A 15,682-nucleotide genomic window follows, 5' to 3' on the forward strand; every position below is an offset into this window, starting at 1 on the left:
ACAGAAGAAGTCAGGAAAGAGGTTAACGGGCTGATCGCTTCGGCGGCGTGAGCCACCGACCCCCCTGCGCGCCTGGGGCCGAGCAGGGCAGGTCAGCTAGCCTACCAGAAGCACGCTTTCTACTGGAAGCGATTGTAGCTAAGGAGCACAATGGTGCCTGAACAGAATAATCCCAATAATCAGCGCAGTCTCCGTGCATCCAATGGGAAACCCTTGATTCTGGGCCAGTCCCGCAGCCTCTCCGATTACGAGGCGGCTCTGATTCAGCGCATGATTCGCGAGGAACAACATTCTTCGCGCGCGCTGGAGATTCCCAAGGAGGACCTAGCTCAGGAGGCAACCACCCGCATGCGCCCAGAGGTGGCCGAGGTGATAGCTGCCAGCCGTGTACGCGAGATTCTACAGATGTTTAATCGTGACTACCTCTATGGGCAGGGCCGTTTCGATGAGTACGAGGGCGGCCTGCTGCTGAAGTGGGGCGATGGCTACTCGCGCAAGCATATCTGGGTGAGCGTGGAGAACGGGAATCTGCTCTTTGAGACGAGCCACATGCGCAAGTGTAGTAAGCCCTACTGCACTGGCACTCACCATGTGCTCAGCCGCGAGCAGTATACAAATCTTGATCTGATCAATCAGGAGCTGGCCGAGCTGTTCCGCCGTCCCGTTCAGGAGCCAACCGACGACTAAGACGAGGCCGAGATAAGGGCGAGACGCGCGTGGACGCCAGCGGTTCTGAACCAGAGCGACCAGGCCCAGGCCGCTAGCGCCATCAGTCAACCAATCAGCAGGAGTGCTATCCTGTGTCACGATCAGTACTTGCTCTAGAGCGAGACCTCTTCTTCGCAGTGAAGATACGCGATACGCTGCGTCACCTGGCGTTGGAGACGGTCGTCGTGCGTGATCTGGCTGCCTTCTCGCGAGCATTGGCCAGTACCGGGCAGCCGCGTGAGCAGCCAGCGCTGGCGATTATCAACATCTCGATCCCAGGCGTGGCCTGGGATGAGGCGATTCGCCAGGCTCGCCAGGCTGGACTGCCGGTGCTGGCCTTTGGCCCCCATGTGGATACGGAGGCGCGGGCCAAAGCTTTGGAGGCCGGCGCTCAGCGCGTGGTGTCTAATGCAAAGCTGAGCAGCTCGCTGACAAGCCTGGTGCAGGACCTACTCACCTCCCCAGAGAGAGTCGATCTCACTACTGGGGACGCGGAGTCTTAATCTTCAGAACGCAGCTGAGCCTGACAACGTCTCTCCAGTAACATGCTATAAGGACTGTATCTCGCAGATCAGCTATCCCAGGCTTATGCCCAGGAAGGATTTACCCGTAGCCCCACCGGCGTGGGCTTTCGGGCTGGCTGACGGCAGCCCACTGCCCCGCAGGACAGTAAAGCGCGCTTGAATATTCCTGGCCGCCCAGCGATCGGCGTGTTCCTGGAATCCACAGTGAGGACAGGCGAAGACATGCCGGCGATGGGTTCCACGCTGTCTGCGAACCTTCGCCATCTTCCCATTGACGAAGAGCACCCGCTCCTCTCCATCCACTGCCACTAGCGCATTCGTCTCGTTCAGATCCATCTCCACCATCCGGCTGCTTCCTGCTGCCTCCTCCGGGGCAGGCAGGGGCTACGAGTCGGGGGTCGGGCACCCCCAGCGTGATCGTAAGTCGTTCCGGCAATCTCCCATCGCGCTCTACCGCAGTAAGGCTATCCATCTCTCTGACTGCTGCAAGCCCCCCTGGAAGGCAGCAGGCGCCGTAGAGGGGGAGGCATTGGCGTCCGACGACAATCCAGATCGAGAAGGGGCCATCCGGTCGCAGACTGGCATCACGCCCTTGCGGCCCAATCAGAAACAGGGTCCGCCTACGCTAGAACAGCAAGGGACGCGGCGGAGGATAACGATTGCGATCTACGCTCTGATAGGCAGCGGCGACCAGACGGATGTATGTAAGAAAGATCTCTGCTTCAAACCCGCCCTCCTAAAGCACTGGCATCCGCCACACTGGCTGGCTGCCCACAGGGCACATACCTGTGTCCCGGCCTTCGTTTTTTTGCTCTCCTGCGCGCTCCTTGCAACTCTACTCCCGTTGTGCTATACTACATTGAACAAATTTTCCAGTCACTCTGAGAGAACAAAGGCAGCTGAGAAGAGAGCAGTACATTCAGCCGTGGCTGTCTGCGGCTTTTCCGGTCAGAGGACGGCCAGACGGAAAGGAAGAAAGAAAGGGAGAACGCACGCAGTACCGTATCACCGACCACGATAAGGTCAGTAGAGTAGACCAGCATCGACAGGGGGCGCAACTATGTATCCCATTCTCAAACTTACTCAGACCATCCAGGTGCTGCCGAGCCAATCTGTCTACCAGCGGCGCGTGGTGCAGCAGCCGATGCTCCCGGGGTTGGAGCTGGAGCCTTTAGAGGAAGCCCGGCCTGTTCGCAGCAATCGTCAGGTTGCCGAAGTACTGGCGAGCGTGGCCGAGCTGCTTGAGCTACAACACGGCAACCCCTACCGCATTCAGGCTTACCGCAACGCGGCACGGGCGATCCTTGCTCTCCACGAGCCAGTCACAGAGATCATCGCGCGGGGTGAGCCGCTGCCAATTGCGGGCCTGGGTCGTCGCATGCAGGCCCACATCGCTGAGCTCCTGCAACGGGGAACCCTGACCTTCTCCCATGACCTTCTTCCCCAGGGTTTGCCAGCAGGAGCGCGTCGCCTCCTGACGATCGAGCATATCGGCCCGCGTACAGCCCTGCGACTCTATGAAGAGTTGGGCATCGACTCCGCAGAGAAGTTATGGCAGGCCGCCAATGAGCAACGCCTGCGTCGCCTGCCCGGTTTTGGCCCTCGCAGCGAGGAGCGTCTGAAGCAAGCTGCCGCGCGCGCCTTTCAACGGCAGAAGCCGGAGCCGCCCGCCAGCCTGGGAGGTGCGGCCTGAATGGCCCGCCTGTGCTGCCCACCTCCAACTCCAGCCCGTCGACTAGAAACGACCTTGCTCAACCAGGGCAATAAAGCGCTGCTCTAGCTCCCAGGTGCGTGGCCCTGGCTGGCCTGAGCCAATCACCAGGTCGTCGATCTGCAGTACCGGCATGATCTCCTTGGACGAAGCAGTCAGGAAGGCTTCATCAACAGAAGGCAGCTCAGATAGCGCAATGGGTCGCTCCTCTATCGGGAAGCGCCCCCGGGCTAGCTCCAGGACTACAGCGCGCGTCACTCCTGGAAGAATACCCTCCCGCGGTGTCACCAGCGTGTCGCCTCGGAAGACGAAGAAATTGCTGCGCGTCGCCTCCAGGACCTGCCCCTGCTCATTGACAAAGAGAGCATCGGCGGCTCCGCGCCGCACCGCCTCCTTGAAAGCTCGCACTGCCGCTATGTAGCTAGTCGTTTTGGCCTCTGGCGCTTCCCGCTGCAAGCGACAGGTGATCAGACGCAGCCCGCGCTTGAAAGCCTCCAGATCGCGCTCGGGTAAGGGCGTAATCAAGACCGCTAGTAGCGGCTTCCCAGATGGGAGAATTCCGTCTTCGCTCACGCCACCGGTCACCAGAATGCGTAGAGAGGCATGGCGAAAGGGATTGCGCCGAATGGTCTCCTCCAGCACAGCGCGAATCTCCTCGCGCGTATAGGGAATAGCCAGATCAATTAGCTCCGCAGAGTGATACAGTCGATCGAGATGATCTTCAAGACGAAATGGACGACGATCATAGGTACGCAGGGATTCGAAGACACTGTAGCCTCGCAAGACGGCCACATCGGTGAGAGGGATAGAGGCCTCGTCTGGATGGACCCACCGTCCACCAACGTACCAGCTAGTCTGCTGCTCCATAGTTATTCCTCTTCCTCTTCTGGATCAAGCAGCCCCTGCCCACGCAACCAGTGTAGAAAGCGCTCTGGAACAGCCATGACGGAGAGACGTGGCTGCCGCACCAGACTCCAGTCGGCAAAGAGTTGGCTCTCCTTGATCTCACGTAAGCTTACCGGGCGCGCCAGCGGACGCACAAACTCGATCTCGACCACCTGACTGCGGCTATCGGCAGGATCAGGACGTGGCCAGGAAACGACGCGGGCCAGGCCAACCAGCGCCGCCTGGGCCCCGCTATGGTAAATCAGCAGCCGATCTCCAGGGCGCATCTGCGCGATGAAACGCACCGCCTGGGGATTGCGCACTCCATCCCAGACAGTGCGCTGCTCACGTGCAAGATCCTCCACACTATAGTCCGCAGGCTCGGTCTTCACCAGAAAATAGGCCATAGGCATCGGTCCCTTCTCTCCCTCAATCACATCTTAGCCGCTTGAGCGCACCACAGCCAGAGAGCATCAGGGCCTGATACTCGTGATCAGCTCAGAGGTCCCAGGTTCAAGCCAGCATCACCATGCAAGCCAGAGAGAGGATAGCACGCCTGGCACCATCTGTAAATACCGCTCAGCCTCAGCCCTGTTCTTCTGTAGCCCGTCGGAGTGCTTTAGGCTCGCTCTATCATGAGAGAATTATACAAGGCATGATAGATCAGGCTGGATTACTCGAATATCTCTATGTTATAATACTGAGGCTTTGCCAGCTTTTCAATATCTTATATTATAAAAGACTATCGCTGAAATAAAGTGCGGGTCTTGCACTGAATCAAGAAAGAAGCTCCTGGAGATTTGCTGGCGGCGCTCGCCATGCTCATTGTTGGTTCCCAGGAGGGTCCGACAAGCGTTCTGCTCTCTGCCCAGGATTTCCTTTGAGCGCAAGCAGCAGCTACACTCGCCTGGGCGCTCTCTGTCATGTTTCTGTTCACCGAGATATTGGTCTGCATATTCCGTTATCCGTCCCTGCTGAACAGCCGCTATCTCCTCCCGAAACCCTGGGCCAGGCCCGTCCTCTGGTTATGCTGCCTGCCAGGATTGCTCTCTTGTTTGACAGCAATGATCACAACCGTCGTCTACCCCTGGATTCCCCACCCAGATCAGCGCCGGCTCCTGGCGGTATCTCGTCGGTGGCCTGGCCCTGATCTGCCTGGGCGCCGCCGCTATCGGCAGTATGATCGCCGACAGCGGTGCCCGCTGGCAGGATTTTAACTACGGCTGAATAAAATCACCATGAGTGAGCGCCGGATAGTTCCCCAACCAGGGTTCGCAGCGTGATAGAGAGGAAGGCCCAAACGCTCCTGCGGCCCTCCCACCCCAGTTCTCAGCAAGAGAGGCCAATGTACAGCAGGAGCAGCCTGTCTTATACAATAACAGTAAGGATAGGCCCATGAGCAGAAAGAGGACGGTATACAAGCCATGCAAACAGTACCCCCTTTGGAGACCGCCTTTGAGCAGATAGAGGCTGAAAGCCAGGCGCTGCCACTTCCTCCAAGGCTAGCCCACCTCTATGGCAGGCTGGCCTTTCCACCTGCACCGGAGGGGCACCCCTATATCATCAGCAATTTTGTCGAGACGCTCGACGGCGTGGCCGTCGCCCATGCCAACGGAAAAAGCCTGGATATCAGCGGCAGCAACGAGCATGATCATATGGTCATGGGTCTGCTGCGAGCCTGCGTTGACGCGGTCATTGTTGGGGCAGGCACACTACGCGACGCGCCCGAGCACCGCTGGACCCCCGATTATATCTATCCTCCGCTGGCCTCAGAATATCATCAGTTGCGCCAGCAGTTGGGCCAGACCACCCAGCCGCTGAATGTGATCGTCAGTAGCAGCGGCAATGTCGATCTTAGCCTCCCCCTCTTCCACGAGGCTACCATCAGCTCAGTGCTGATTACCACTGCTCAAGGAAAGGCCCATCTGCAGCAGCAATCCCTTCCTCCTACCCTGCACCTGCTTGTCGCCAGCGAGCATGGACCTCTCCAGGCTCGAGCCATTGTGGAGACACTGAGCCGCTGGCAGCGGTGCCAGCGCATTCTCATCGAGGGTGGCCCCCAGCTGATGGGCCGTTTCATGGCCGAACGGTTGATCGATGAGCTGTTCTTGACCCTGGCCCCACAGCTAGCCGGACGCGATGCTAACGAGTCACGTCCCGGCTTTGTCGCGAACCAGCTCTTCCTGCCGTCCGATCCACGCTGGGGAGAATTGCTCAGTTTAAAACGGGCCGGTAGCTACCTCTTCCTGCGCTATCGCTTCGCATAATCCCTGACCCCGCTCTAGCCCGGCTGTACAGCCGCACCCAGACCCGGTCGGAGACCTGCATGCCTGAACCTCTACCGGCTTCATCTGAGGCCTCTCTGTCGCGCAGCCCATCTCACCTTCTCACCAGGGGCAGGCCAGGCGGTCCACTGGTCTGGTCCTTCGGCCAGATCTAGTCAGAGTGGTCTAGACATCTTGACGATATGATTACACGCAGTTATCATTGATTGTGAAGGATCTGCCGGCAGGGCACGGTCTGTCTCCCTCATCGCAGGCAGGCCGCGGGCATGAAGCCAGCATGCCCTGCCGTGGCATCTAACAGCCTGCGGCTGTTCGAGCATTTCAAGGCAAGGAGGAAAGCCATCGCCATGTCCAGCAGTCTGTCCAAGGTCAGGTCTCTCCCTCCTCTGCGGCCTCGCTTCCCGCTCATACTGCTCTCGGCGCTTCTCATTGTCAGCAGTTTGGCAGCAGCCCTTTTTCTCCACTGGACGAGCGGAGCCTTTGCGGCGGGCAGCAACCTTGTTACCAATCCGGGCTTCGAGAGCGGTGATCTAAGCGGTTGGAGTTGTGACCCCGGTGACACCGTTGTGACGACGCCAGTACACAGCGGCAACTATGCCTTACAAATGAATCCCACTGCCTCCACCACCGGGCAATGTACCCAGACCATCAGCGTGCAACCCAACAGTAGCTATACCCTTAGTGCCTACGTTGACGGACCCTATGCCTATCTCGGTGTTAACGGGGGAGCCAGCAACTGGACCAGCAGCAGCAGTTATACTCAGCTGAGCGTTTCCTTTACCACCGGCGCCTCGACCACCAGCATCACCATCTATGTGCACGGCTGGTATCTGCAGGGAAGCGTCTACGTCGATGACGTCAGCCTGAGTGGGCCAGCGGGTAGCGTAACCCCATCTCCCACAGCGGCCAGCAGTCCCACCCCAACGCCGGCTCCGACCAACACAGTTACACCTACACCCACACCCACACCAACCAGCACAGCTGCACCTACGCCTACACCAACGCCCTGCACCAACTGTGGTGGTAGTCTTCCGCGCCATATCTTAACCGGCTACTGGCAGGATTTCACCAACGGCGCTACCCCGCTCAGACTCAGTGCCATCAACACCTACTATAATTTGATTGCCGTTGCCTTCGCCAACGCTGATCCCTCTCGTCCAGGCGCTGTCACCTTTAGCATCGACTCCGGGCTTGCCTCGGCGTTGGGAGGATATACCACCAGCCAGTTCATCAGCGACATCGCCACGCTCCACTCCCAAGGGAAAAAAGTCATTATCTCCGTTGGTGGCCAGAATGGCACCATCACAGTGAATGACGCGACCAGCGCCACCAACTTCGCCAATAGCGTCTACCAGCTCATGACTACCTACGGTTTCGATGGTGTCGACATCGATCTCGAAAACGGGATCAATCCCACCTACCTGGCCAGCGCGCTGCGTCAGCTCTCAGCACTCGCCGGGCCTAGTCTGATCATTACCCTGGCCCCCCAGACCATCGATATGCAATCGACGGCTGGCGCCTACTTCCAGCTCGCCCTCAACATCAAAGATATTCTGACCCTTGTTAACACCCAGTATTACAACTCGGGAACAATGAACGGCTGCGATGGCAACGTCTACGCTGAGGGAAGCGAGGACTTCATCACCGCGCTGGCTTGTATCCAGCTGCAAGGCGGACTGCGCCCCGACCAAGTTGGCTTGGGACTGCCTGCCTCGCCCTCGGCGGCAGGTGGCGGCTACGTGGCCCCTTCTGTGGTCAATGCAGCCCTTGACTGTCTCAGCAGCGGTACCAATTGCTCAAGCTTCAAACCCTCGACGACCTACCCTGGTTTGCGCGGAGCCATGACCTGGTCGATTAACTGGGATGCCTCCAACGGTTACGCCTTTGCCAATACCGTAGGACCACATCTCAGCAGCCTGCCCTAGGTCACCCAGAGGGCATCAAACGCCTGCCCTTTCCCTCCTCTCAGACGGGGTGCCCCACCCTCACCACCAGTCAGTGGTCGGTGGAGCACCCCGTTACTGTTCTGCCAGAGTTATGATCCACCACTCCTGGTGACTTCTCCTCTTCTTCTTCAAAAAGCCCCTCTCCAGGGACGGCACCAGCCAGAAAACGCTATCTCCTATCCGCAGTCAGAAAGAAGCAGCGGGAATAGCCGGCCACGATAGGAATCTTTACAAAATCTTTGTAATTGGCTTAGGATTTTTTGATTTCTTCCCTCTATTATAGGGAGCAGACAGACCCCTATGGTTCCTGCTGTCAAGATCAACGCCTGGGAGGATCTCCCCCACCCCCGTTCCTCCGACCAGCACTCCCAGGCGTTGATCTCCCCCAGTTGCCAGCCGACGCAGCGTCAGCCAAACTGCTGAGCAACAGATCAGCACTCCTCGATCCCCAGCCCTCACCTCAGCATCCACCTAGCGGGGGCCTCAGTACTTTCCCCTACTTCCAGCCGTTCCAGACCTCGCTCACACCAGCACACACAAAGAAGGCCGGTCAGGGTCAAAGCCCTGCCGGCTGCTCTGCTGCGTTCTTACCGCAAGTGCTACTGCCACCAGCTACTGGCGGGGATAAGGTCCCGCCGGCCCACCTTGCCCCTCTGCAGGCCAACGTGGGCGATAATCCTGCCCTCCCAGGAGCGACCCATGAACAGGCGGCCCCTGCCAGGGTGTCTGAGAGGAGGGAGGAGACTGAGGAGATGGTGCAGGCGGCGGAGTTGGGGTATTCGACCAGGGCGGCACAAACGGCGGCTGTGACATGGGCTGTCCCCAAGGAGCCGTCTGGGGAGCCACCGAGGACAGCCTTTGCTCAGCCGGGCCAGCAGTCAGCGGCCCCTGGCCCGGCTGCTGTTGTAGGGCAGCTGCGGCAGCATGAGCGGCACGAGCACGCCGATCGTTGCGAATATGCCTCCAGACATAGAGTACAATCAACACCAGCAAAGCTAGCACGATCACGCCATCGAGGCTATGAAAGATAGGGGCCAGCGTATCCAGATGATTGCCCAGGACCGTGCCAGCGTAAGCCAGGATCAAGCACCAAGGCAGCGAACCCAGGAAAGTATAAAGACAAAAGCGTCCAAAGGGCATCTTTGTAATGCCAGCGGGTAGAGAAATGTACGTACGTACCACGGGGAGCAGGCGAGAAAAGAAGGTTGTTGCACTCCCCCATCGTCTGAAGAACTCATCTGCTTTATCAGCATCATGCTGCGAGATGAGCAGATAGCGACCGTACTTGAGCATTAGAGGACGCCCACCGGAGGCTCCAATCGCATAGGCCAGTATCGAACCGAGCAAGCAGCCAAGGGAGCCAGAGAGCGCCACCAGCAGCAGAGCCAACCAGGAGTTCAGGCCAGGAAGCAAGCGGCCCTGAGCGAGCATCACCCCGGCCAGAGGCATGACAATCTCACTGGGCAAGGGAATGCAGCAGCTCTCGACCGCCATCGCCACTACGATCCCCAAGAGTCCTGTCGAGACATAGAGATTGGTGATCAAGCTGGTCAAAGCTTCGATCAAGTGATTCAACAAAACACAGCCTCCTTTGTAAGGCAAGCTCCTGCACTTTTGCCCAATCCTAGCACACTCTGCCGAGGGACGCCAGGGAAGGGGTACCAACGCCTCTTTGGAGTAGCACCCTGGCCGGCCAGCCGGCTGATCAGCCGCGCCACCCTCCTCAGTCTCCGCCTTTTCCGGCTCCATTCAGGCCGTCTAGTCCTCGTCAGGCGCCTGAAAACGTCGAAGACGTGAAGAGCGGCGAGTGATTGGTTCCTCGGCGAACTGACTCAACTCTGTGCGCAGAGGATCATCTTCATAGAGATACGGAGGGCGACGCACCAGAGGATTCCTCAAGCTCCCTGATGGAGAGCTGCGCAAGAGACGCTGCTCGCCAGCGGCGCGTACACGCCCTGGGCCACTGGCGGTCTCTGCCGAAGGCGAGCGAGCAAAAGCGCTGTTCTCTCTCTTCAGAGAAGACAGAGAATCATCATCATAGGCCTCGTCAGCCTCAGTGGCCAATGGTGAACGGCGCCCAGCCGTCTGGGATAGCGTAGTGGAGACAGGCCCGACGGGACGTTCCGACCGTGCCAGCGACTGCGAACGCAGCTGGCGCTGCGGTACGGAAGTAGAGAGAGCCGAGAAGGAGGGAGAAGCAGGCATCTGGCCAGCCAGGCCAGAAGAACGGCGCGCCGCCAGCCTTGGAGGCGGCGGCGGAAGCATTGGCGAGATCTCGACATTCTCCTCGTTGTGGGTCTCCTCCTGCTGGCGCAGAGCCTCTAGACGTGCCGTGCGCAGCGCCTCGGCAAAGTATTGACTTTGACGGCGCTGACTACCGGTTGGAGCGCGCCCCACGCCAGGATACGCTGGACCAGCGGCAGCCGGGGGAAGCCGATACCCTCCCTGCTGAGGTTGCGCACGGCGCCCCTCGATGCGCGTCTGCGGATGAAGTGCTGAGGAATAGCGTCCAGTTGAGCGCGTCTGTAAAGGAACCGAAGAGGGAGTGCGAGCCGGAAGCTCTTGTGATAATGAGCGAGATAGACGTGATGAGAGCGGGTTGGAAGCAGACCCCCGACCACGCACCATCTCCTCTTCCGGTTCCTCATCATCAAAGGTCACAAAGCCACTATTGGAATCAGTCTCCTCCTCTCCCTCAGCAAAGACCCACTCGTCTTCTCCAGCCAGCGGCCCCTCATCGCCATCAAGCCGCGTATAGCGCGTCGGACCTCGCCAGCCATCGCCAGCCAGCAGCGCCTGATGAGCAGCACGTGAGGGAACAGGAGGAGGCGATTGACGTGCCGTTTCGAGGGCCATGTGAGCCTGCAACTCAGCCCGAAAATACTCATCATGGCGACGAGAGAGAAAGGAGAAGAGAGAGAGAGAAATGGGGATACTAAGTAACAAGGCTGCCAACCCGCCTATCAGGCCACCAAGCACCCAGGAATTCAGCGTATTCCCGAACCACAGGACCACGGCAGCTGCAGCAACCAGCACGAAAGCCACGGCGGCGGCTCTCATAGGAAGTATATCCTTTCAAACAGAAGTTCTCCTCAGTACGAGCAAGAGCATGGCGAAAAAAGAGCAGAGCCTGCCCAGGAAGAGCCTTGCCTCTCTTCTCAAAAACCCGGCCTGGGTATGCACCTATCATCTTTAGTGACAGTATAACAGCGACGGGATTTCTTGGCAAGAAGCGCTCTAGCAGCCACGCCTTGGCGAGAGAGCAGGGGAGAGCCGGGCGCATCAGGCTCCGCAGGCAACGACGGCTGATCGCAAGGGCGGGAAAGAGACAGCGCCAGCCAGCTGAGCAGTCACAACAAAATGTTCTCTCTTGAGACGAGCGAGATAGAGATACAAAGCAAGAGGACGCAGCACGGCAGGATATGCGCGTCCTCAGTGTTACAGCCTACTCAACCCTGGGGAGGCCTCGTCTACTCTACGGAAGAGAAAGCCATTCAAGCCTTACAGGCTTGACAAGGAGGAGTGGCAGCCGGTCGGTCGAGATCAGGTCAGGCGGCCCGCCCGGAACCGCCGTAGTGGCGTACGATAGCAATCACTTTGCCCTGAATCTCCCACTCACGATCCCACTCGTCGCGCGGGATATAGATCGGCTCCAGCTCAGCATTGGCCGGCTGCAGACGGACTTGTTCCTTCTCCAGGAAGAAGCGTTTGAGCGTTGCTTTACCGGGCGTGCCCTCCACCAGGTGGACAGCCACCACGATATCACCGTTCTCGCAGGTGCGCTGGCGCTTAATTACCACATAGTCGCCGTCGCAAATATGGTCCTCAATCATCGATTGGCCGCGGACAATGAGAGCAAAGCTGCTCTCGGGATCAACGCCATGCCCCACTTCGATGGTCTGGTCCGGTTCCGAGAAAATCTCGATCGGCTCACCAGCGGCGATGGTGCCCTCGACAGGAATGCCCCAGGGATGCCTGGTCAGCTTAATGCCGCGGCTCTTCTTGGCCTCACGGATGATGTAGCCGCGCTTCTCCAGCATGCTCAGGTGGTAGTCGACATGGCCGGTGCTGGCGATCTTCATGGCCTTGCCGATCTCACGGTTAGTCGGAGGCATTCCCTCCCGGCGAATGTAATTGACGATGAATTCCAACATGCGCCGCTGGAACTCGCCCAATGGTTCAGGCATAATCCAGGTTCCTGCCTTTCTCCAAAAACCCGTTCTGCGAACTTCGTCGCTGTCAAAAGTAGAACGGCTATTCGAGTCAATGATATCAGACAGGGCAAGACAAGTCAAGCTTTTTCTCGAACGTATTTTCGGAACAGTTTTTCAGGGGCGATCATGAGCGAGCCGGGCCGCCTTAGGGAGAGGCAGGCCCTTGGAATAGGCGCCAGTCTTTGCTATACTATCGGACGAGGGGAGGCGATGGCGGGTCGCAGCCAGGCAGCGCCTGCTCCTTTCCTGTCCTGACCGTAGCCAGCGAGAGAAGGGCAAGCGATTTGCGCCAGACCCGTGGATAGATGTACAATAAAGGCGTCGAACACTCGCGGAACCGGCCATGAAAGAGGGAGTCAGAGACACATGGTTGAAATGACAGTCGAGAGTGTACGCATAAATCTGGCGACACAGCAACGGGTAGTCATTTTAAAGGCGCTAAGGCAGGAGCGCTATCTCTTCATCTGGATAGCGCACGCGGAAGCCTACGCGATTGCGATCGAACTCCAGGGAGCTAGCTCCCCACGGCCTTTGACCCACGACCTGCTCAAGAACGTGATCACCGAGCTGGGCGCGAAGATTATGAGTGTCGTGATCTCTGACTTGATCGACGATATCTTCTACGCCCGCATTATCCTGGATGCCGACGGCAGGCACGTGGAGATCGATGCTCGCCCAAGTGACGCAATCGCGCTGGCCATTCGCGCCAAGGCTCCGATTTACGTCGAGGAGAGTGTGCTGGAGCGCGCTGGTGTCACGCCTGAGACGAGTGAGGAGCAGAGCCTGCCCAAGACCCCTCCGAAGAAGGAGCCGGAGCCGGATAATCTGGAGGCCTATCGCGACTTTATCAATAGCCTCGATGTGCTGGACGAGTTCGGTAAGGACTGACCCTACCTGCCGCCCCGTCACTGCCTCTTCCGGCTCGCCTTGCTGCATCGGGTCCCGCTCGCTTTCCGCTGGCCCAAAACCGCGGCGGCGACGCGATCCTGTAGGGGCATCAACCTAGCGTTTGGCTCTCTTCTCCAATAACCGAGCAACCAGACATGCTGCTCCGGCGAGAGAGTGAGTCTTTTCTTTTCCGCTGGCTCACCCCCTCTCGGAAGCACAAAGGTCAAATGGGACTCCACCAGTATATTGATGATCGATCGCTTTCCAGATCGATCACATGAGCTTGTTTATCCAAAAGCATAGCATAAAAGGAGCAAAAGCGGCGCGAATCCTGCCCAGCGTTGCGAGAGGATGTTCTTGGCCCTGCCGTAACGCCCTGGGACTGATGCCTTTGGCTTCTCAGCGCTCCGCTATGGCTTATACGGTTTTGCTCAGCAGCTCAGGGACAAGCGGAGGGTCAGCGGAGGGCCAGCCAGCGGTCGTGTTCCTGGCCTGGCTATCCTGGACAGCGATAGTTCCCCCGGCTTGCCGATGCTGCCGCCTACTGTCGTAACGCTCTCAGTGCTGCATCCCTGTGGCTCCCCCTGCGCGCCTTTTCCTGCGCTCTGTCCCTGCCCGAGGACATCTTCTCAGGGCAAAGCGTCTGTTTGCTATCGCTTCTCCACCCACAATTTCCTGCCCAGGCTGAGTAAGAGGGCTTGCTGGAGCCACAGGCTGGCAGCAACGCAAGCCAACGTCAAGTCAGCTTCGCCCGCAGGCACACACTCTTTCACTCTCTTCTCCATCAGGCTCTTACGCTCTGTTGCCAGGTATGGTACAATGAGGCCGTTCCTAGCCGAGAAAGAGGAGAGCTTATCGTCGCCTATGACACAGTCCGACGTGCCTATGCAGGAGCAGCAACCCAAGCAGGCTACAACTGCTCCACGATTACGCTTTGCCCCAAGCCCAACGGGCCTTCAGCATATCGGCGGTTATCGGACCGCCCTCTTCAGCTGGTTATTTGCTCGCCACAGCGGCGGTACTTTTATCTTGCGCATCGAAGATACTGATCTGAGCCGCACGGTTGAGGGCGCAGTGAGCTATCTGATCGAGGGCCTCAAGTGGCTCGGGCTGGACTACGACGAAGGCCCAGTTGTCGGTGGCCCGTATGGCCCTTATTATCAGACACAGCGCAAGGCCCTCTATCAGCAATACGCCCATCAGTTGATCGCCAACGGCCATGCCTATCGCTGCTACTGTACTCCCGAACGACTGGAGCAGATGCGCAAGGAGCAAGAGGCTCAAAAGCTTCCACCCCGCTATGATCGCCGCTGTCGCTTTCTCAGCACCGAGGAGCGCGCTGCCCTGGAGGCCGCCGGCCACAGCTGGACGGTGCGCTTCGCGATGCCGCTAGAAGGCGAGACCGTTGTTCATGATGAGCTGCACGGCGATATCACCTTCAAAAATGCCGATCTCGACGACGCTGTGATCCTGAAATCGGATGGCTATCCCACCTACCACCTGGCGAACGTTATCGACGACCATCTGATGGGGATTACCCATGTCTTACGCGGCGAAGAGTGGATCGCCAGTGCCCCGCGCCACGTGCAGATTTACCAGGCACTAGGCTGGGAGCCACCGCTCTTTTATCATCTCCCCAATGTTTTGGGGAAGGATAAGAAGAAGCTGAGCAAGCGCCACAACGCTCCTTCTTGGGATACACTGCAGAAGCAGGGCTACCTCCCCGAGGCGGTTTTCAATTTCCTGGCGCTGCTGGGCTGGGCCTACGACGATAAGACAGAGATTTTTAGCCGCGAGGAGCTGATTCGCGTCTTTACGCTGGATCGCATCGGCGTCTCCGGGGGAATCCTCGATCCCGATAAGCTGACCTGGATGAATGGGGTCTATATCCGCCAGCTGCCCCTGGAGGAATTAACGCGGCGCACATTGCCTTACCTTGAGCGCCCCGCTGCCGAGGGCGGTCTGCCTGACAGTGTGCCTCGTCCTCTCGATTTCGAGTATACGCAGCGCGTGCTTCAGCTGGAGCAGGAGCGGCTAAAGACCTTGGGAGAGGCTGCCCAAATGATCGACTTTTTCTACGTCGATGAGCTGCACTACGATACAGCACTTCTGCTACAGAAGCAGATGGATGCAGCCAGCACCCGCGCGGCCCTGGAACGCACGCGCGAGATTCTGATTGCACTCGATCGCTGGGAGCACAGTGCTCTCGAAGAGCCGCTGCGTGCATTGGCGGCAACGCTCGGACTGAAAACTGGCCAGCTCTTCGGAGCAATTCGCGTGGCTATCAGTGGGCGCACGGTCTCACCCCCACTTTTCCAGACAATGGAGGTCCTGGGCCGTCAGCGCACCTTGCACCGTCTCGACCAGGCCATCGCTCGTCTCTCCTGACCGGTCTGCAGATCTGAAAACTCCCGTTCTCTGGAGTGAGTCGGCGCTTCGCCAGCAGCCCTTGCCCCGGGGATATGTCCATATACCTTCCAGCGGGCCAAGCCGCCGATCCTTTTTGAGCATCAGGAGAGGT

The 15,682-nt window shown here is 58.7% G+C and carries 13 protein-coding genes; 7 read left to right on the plus strand and 6 right to left on the minus strand.

Features of this window, described 5'->3' with window-relative positions:
• Positions 1 to 150: 150 nt before the first annotated feature.
• Positions 151 to 687, plus strand: a complete 537-nt coding sequence (locus KTAU_RS00185; protein ID WP_112427454.1) for a hypothetical protein — start codon at positions 151 to 153, stop codon at positions 685 to 687.
• A 113-nt stretch (positions 688 to 800) separates the two neighbouring features.
• Complete coding sequence (locus KTAU_RS00190) at positions 801 to 1,211, plus strand: PleD family two-component system response regulator (RefSeq protein WP_151726499.1); 411 nt, start codon at positions 801 to 803, stop codon at positions 1,209 to 1,211.
• A 72-nt stretch (positions 1,212 to 1,283) separates the two neighbouring features.
• Here KTAU_RS00190 and KTAU_RS00195 read toward each other — a convergent pair whose 3' ends face one another.
• On the minus strand, positions 1,284 to 1,568 hold the full coding sequence (locus tag KTAU_RS00195; RefSeq protein WP_151726500.1) for a zinc ribbon domain-containing protein: 285 nt from the start codon (positions 1,566 to 1,568) through the stop codon (positions 1,284 to 1,286).
• A 724-nt stretch (positions 1,569 to 2,292) separates the two neighbouring features.
• Between KTAU_RS00195 and KTAU_RS00200 the strand changes: the two genes are divergently transcribed.
• Entirely contained in the window at positions 2,293 to 2,925 is a 633-nt protein-coding gene (locus KTAU_RS00200) for a helix-hairpin-helix domain-containing protein (RefSeq protein WP_151726501.1), read from the plus strand.
• Positions 2,926 to 2,967: 42 nt separating this feature from the next.
• Here the strand turns inward: KTAU_RS00200 and KTAU_RS00205 are convergent, their stop codons facing one another.
• Together KTAU_RS00205 and KTAU_RS00210 are read right to left on the minus strand one after the other, a co-directional pair.
• Positions 2,968 to 3,810: an aminotransferase class IV gene (locus KTAU_RS00205; protein ID WP_151726502.1), complete on the minus strand. Its 843-nt coding sequence runs from the start codon at positions 3,808 to 3,810 to the stop codon at positions 2,968 to 2,970.
• A 2-nt stretch (positions 3,811 to 3,812) separates the two neighbouring features.
• A complete protein-coding gene (locus tag KTAU_RS00210; RefSeq protein WP_170292945.1) occupies positions 3,813 to 4,241 on the minus strand; it encodes an EVE domain-containing protein in 429 nt (142 codons plus the stop codon).
• Between the two features lie 1,011 nt (positions 4,242 to 5,252).
• On the opposite strand from KTAU_RS00210, the gene KTAU_RS00215 reads away from it, so the two are divergent.
• A complete protein-coding gene (locus KTAU_RS00215; protein WP_151726503.1) occupies positions 5,253 to 6,095 on the plus strand; it encodes a RibD family protein in 843 nt (280 codons plus the stop codon).
• A gap of 365 nt (positions 6,096 to 6,460) precedes the next feature.
• Entirely contained in the window at positions 6,461 to 8,038 is a 1,578-nt protein-coding gene (locus tag KTAU_RS00220; protein WP_151726504.1) for a chitinase, read from the plus strand.
• A gap of 633 nt (positions 8,039 to 8,671) precedes the next feature.
• Here the strand turns inward: KTAU_RS00220 and KTAU_RS00225 are convergent.
• The 3 genes from KTAU_RS00225 to lexA all read right to left on the minus strand — a co-directional run bounded on the left by KTAU_RS00225 (position 8,672) and on the right by lexA (position 12,246).
• Positions 8,672 to 9,637, minus strand: a complete 966-nt coding sequence (locus tag KTAU_RS00225; protein ID WP_228026254.1) for a DedA family protein — start codon at positions 9,635 to 9,637, stop codon at positions 8,672 to 8,674.
• A gap of 180 nt (positions 9,638 to 9,817) precedes the next feature.
• The gene (locus KTAU_RS00230; RefSeq protein WP_151726506.1) at positions 9,818 to 11,119 is read right to left on the minus strand and encodes a hypothetical protein; all 1,302 of its coding nucleotides are present in this window, start codon (positions 11,117 to 11,119) and stop codon (positions 9,818 to 9,820) included.
• 488 nt (positions 11,120 to 11,607) lie between these two features.
• Positions 11,608 to 12,246 carry a transcriptional repressor LexA gene (gene lexA, locus KTAU_RS00235; protein ID WP_151726507.1) on the minus strand — a complete coding sequence of 213 codons (639 nt, stop codon included), beginning with the start codon at positions 12,244 to 12,246 and terminating at the stop codon, positions 11,608 to 11,610.
• A gap of 393 nt (positions 12,247 to 12,639) precedes the next feature.
• On the opposite strand from lexA, the gene KTAU_RS00240 reads away from it, so the two are divergent.
• Both KTAU_RS00240 and gltX read left to right on the plus strand, forming a co-directional pair.
• Positions 12,640 to 13,161, plus strand: a complete 522-nt coding sequence (locus KTAU_RS00240) for a bifunctional nuclease family protein (RefSeq protein ID WP_052888665.1) — start codon at positions 12,640 to 12,642, stop codon at positions 13,159 to 13,161.
• 864 nt (positions 13,162 to 14,025) lie between these two features.
• Positions 14,026 to 15,549, plus strand: a complete 1,524-nt coding sequence (gltX, locus tag KTAU_RS00245) for a glutamate--tRNA ligase (protein WP_228026255.1) — start codon at positions 14,026 to 14,028, stop codon at positions 15,547 to 15,549.
• Positions 15,550 to 15,682 lie beyond the last annotated feature (133 nt).

The sequence above is a fragment of the Thermogemmatispora aurantia genome (assembly GCF_008974285.1).
Taxonomy (GTDB): domain Bacteria; phylum Chloroflexota; class Ktedonobacteria; order Ktedonobacterales; family Ktedonobacteraceae; genus Thermogemmatispora; species Thermogemmatispora aurantia.

Excerpts from the sequence above, each read along its gene's own strand:
- KTAU_RS00185 (WP_112427454.1), top strand. The coding sequence starts at position 151 with ATGGTGCCTGAACAGAATAATCCCAATAATCAGCGCAGTCTCCGTGCA.
- KTAU_RS00195 (WP_151726500.1), bottom strand. The coding sequence starts at position 1,568 with ATGGATCTGAACGAGACGAATGCGCTAGTGGCAGTGGATGGAGAGGAG.
- KTAU_RS00200 (WP_151726501.1), top strand. The coding sequence starts at position 2,293 with ATGTATCCCATTCTCAAACTTACTCAGACCATCCAGGTGCTGCCGAGC.
- KTAU_RS00205 (WP_151726502.1), bottom strand. The coding sequence starts at position 3,810 with ATGGAGCAGCAGACTAGCTGGTACGTTGGTGGACGGTGGGTCCATCCA.
- KTAU_RS00210 (WP_170292945.1), bottom strand. The coding sequence starts at position 4,241 with ATGCCTATGGCCTATTTTCTGGTGAAGACCGAGCCTGCGGACTATAGT.
- KTAU_RS00215 (WP_151726503.1), top strand. The coding sequence starts at position 5,253 with ATGCAAACAGTACCCCCTTTGGAGACCGCCTTTGAGCAGATAGAGGCT.
- KTAU_RS00220 (WP_151726504.1), top strand. The coding sequence starts at position 6,461 with ATGTCCAGCAGTCTGTCCAAGGTCAGGTCTCTCCCTCCTCTGCGGCCT.
- KTAU_RS00230 (WP_151726506.1), bottom strand. The coding sequence starts at position 11,119 with ATGAGAGCCGCCGCCGTGGCTTTCGTGCTGGTTGCTGCAGCTGCCGTG.
- lexA (WP_151726507.1), bottom strand. The coding sequence starts at position 12,246 with ATGCCTGAACCATTGGGCGAGTTCCAGCGGCGCATGTTGGAATTCATC.
- KTAU_RS00240 (WP_052888665.1), top strand. The coding sequence starts at position 12,640 with ATGGTTGAAATGACAGTCGAGAGTGTACGCATAAATCTGGCGACACAG.
- gltX (WP_228026255.1), top strand. The coding sequence starts at position 14,026 with ATGACACAGTCCGACGTGCCTATGCAGGAGCAGCAACCCAAGCAGGCT.